Source organism: Nevskia sp. (assembly GCF_023266035.1).
GTDB lineage: Bacteria > Pseudomonadota > Gammaproteobacteria > Nevskiales > Nevskiaceae > Nevskia.
The window spans coordinates 1-2482 of sequence record NZ_JAHFRY010000239.1; the positions used below are offsets into that span (position 1 = coordinate 1).

2 protein-coding genes are annotated in these 2482 nt (G+C 62.7%); both read right to left on the reverse strand.

The window, feature by feature from the left end:
• Window positions 1–302 (reverse strand): DUF6328 family protein (locus Q0D45_RS21430; RefSeq protein WP_293397911.1); only part of this gene is annotated, 302 nt, incomplete at its 3' end.
• Window positions 303–360: 58 nt separating this feature from the next.
• On the reverse strand, window positions 361–2482 hold a 2122-nt coding region (locus tag Q0D45_RS21435; RefSeq protein WP_366946519.1), incomplete at its 5' end, for a heavy metal translocating P-type ATPase.

Sequence of the window (2482 nt, forward strand, 5' to 3'; positions counted from 1 at the left end):
CTGGCAAACTGTTTGAATTTCGCGCGATCAAGTAATGGCCTCAGCACGCGATGCTGCACGGCAGGCGCACTGAACATCACTAAGCTGATCATCGCGCACAGGAAGGTGGCGATGAACACCCATTTTTCGGATTGAAGAACCTTGGCGAAACCGGAATTGAACGGCAGCGCAATCAGAAAGGCCGTCAGTAGCTGGGCACCGGGCAGCAGTATGCGCAGCTCGTTGAGCATGTCGCCCAGGTTGCCATCAGCGGCACGTCGATCATTCTCTGCAGGACTGTCAGGCGATTGGATAGGAGTCATTTTCGATGGGTTTGAGCTGTTAAGCGAATTACGGGAATCGATCGCGGCAGGCGGCGACTCATGTGTTCTGCCCCTTGTTCCCCATCTTCAGAAGTCGTAAGCCGTTGCCGACCACCAGAAGGCTGGCACCCATGTCGGCAAACACCGCCATCCACATCGAAGCGTTTCCGAACACCGCCAGCATGAGGAACACCGCCTTGATGCCGAGGGCGAGCGAGATGTTCTGCCAAAGCACGGCATGCGTTTTCCGCGACAGCCGGATGGCCACGGCGATGTTGCGCAAGTCGTCGTTCATGATGACGATGTCGGCGGCTTCCATCGCAGTATCGGTGCCCATGGCGCCCATCGCGATGCCGATATCGGCCTGGGCCAGCGCCGGTGCGTCGTTGATACCGTCGCCGGTCATCGCCGTCGGGCCGTACCGGCTGCGCATCTCGACGATGGCCTGCAGCTTGTCCTCCGGCAGCAGATTGCCGCGCGCATCGGCAATGCCGGCATGCTCGGCAACGGTGCGCGCGGTCGCCGGGTTGTCGCCGGTCAGCATCACCGGGGTCACCCCCATCGCTTTCAGTTCGGCGATCGCGATTCGTGAGGTTTCCTTGATCGTGTCGGCGACGGCGAACAGCACCAGCACGGCGCTGCTCGATGCCAGCAACGTCACCGTGCGCCCGGCCTCCTCCTGAACCTTGAGCTGGGCCTCAAGTGCCGGACTACACAGCCCGAGTTCCTCGATCAGCCGGTGATTGCCCATCATGTATTGGCTGCCATTCACCTTGCCTGCTACGCCGCGTCCGGCAATCGCTGTGAATCCCGCGACATCAGCAGTTGTACGATTCAGGCCGGCCGCAATCGCCTTGGACACCGGATGATCGGATCGGGACGACAGGCTGCCCGCAACAGATAGCCAAGCTTCGCCATCGGAGCCATCAAGGATCGCGGCCTCGACAAGCTTGGGTTTGCCTTCGGTGATCGTGCCGGTTTTGTCGAGGGCAATGGCTCGGATCTTCCGGGCTTCTTCGATATAGGTTCCGCCCTTGATCAGGATGCCGCGCTTGGCCGCCGCCGCCAGCGCGCTGACGACCGTCACCGGTGTCGAGATCACCAGCGCGCAGGGACAGGCGATCACCAGCAGCACCAGCGCCTTGTAGAAGGACGCCATCCAGGTCCAACCCGCCAGCCATGGAGACAGCAGCGCCACGGCGAGCGCCAGCACGAAGACGCCGGGTGTGTAGATCGCAGCGAATCGATCGACGAAACGCTGGGTCGGCGCCCGTGAGCCCTGTGCCGCTTCAACCGCATGAATGATCCGCGCCAGCGTGGTGTTGCTGGCCGCTGCAGTGACGCGGAACTCAAGCTCGGCCGACTGATTGATGGTGCCGGCGAACACCGGGTCACCGATGGTCTTGTCGACCGGAATGCTTTCCCCGGTAACCGGCGACTGGTCGATGGCGCTGTTTCCAGCCGTCACCAAGCCGTCCAGGGGCAAGCGCGCGCCAGGGCGGATACGTACGATGGCTTCAAGCATTACCTCCGTGGCCGGCAGCGATATCCAGCTGCCGTCAGGCTGCCGTACATCGGCCTTTTCTGGGGTCAGTGCCATCAGGCTCTGGATCGCGTTGCGTGCGCGATCCAGCGAGCGGGCCTCGATCAGCTCGGCAATCGAGTACAGCGCCATCACCATCGCCGCTTCCGGCCATTGCCCGATCAGGAAGGCGCCGGTGACGGCGACGGTCATCAGCGCCGTGATGTTGAGGCGACCACTGCGCAGCGACGCGAGCCCCTTCTTGTAGGTATCGAAGCCGGACAGCCAGATCGCACCGAGAGCGAGAACCATCTCGGCGACGGTGGTCGCAATCCCCTCGGACAAAAAGAACGAGATGGCCTCCGCCGCCACGGCCAGCACCAGCGCCAGAACCATCTTGCGCAAGTTGGTGAACATGGCTGGAGACTCGCTCACGCCGGGATTCGCCCCGGCCACCCCTGAGGCCGCGATTGGAAGTGGCTGGGGATCGAAGCCCGCCTTGCGAATCGCGGCCAGCGCCTGCTCGACGACACCAGGCGCTGCCTCGATGGCCATCGTCCGCGCACCGAGCTGGAAGCTCATCGAAACAATGCCGGCGATGCCATCGACGGCATGACGAATCTCCGATTCCTCGCTGGCACAATCCATCGTCGGAATC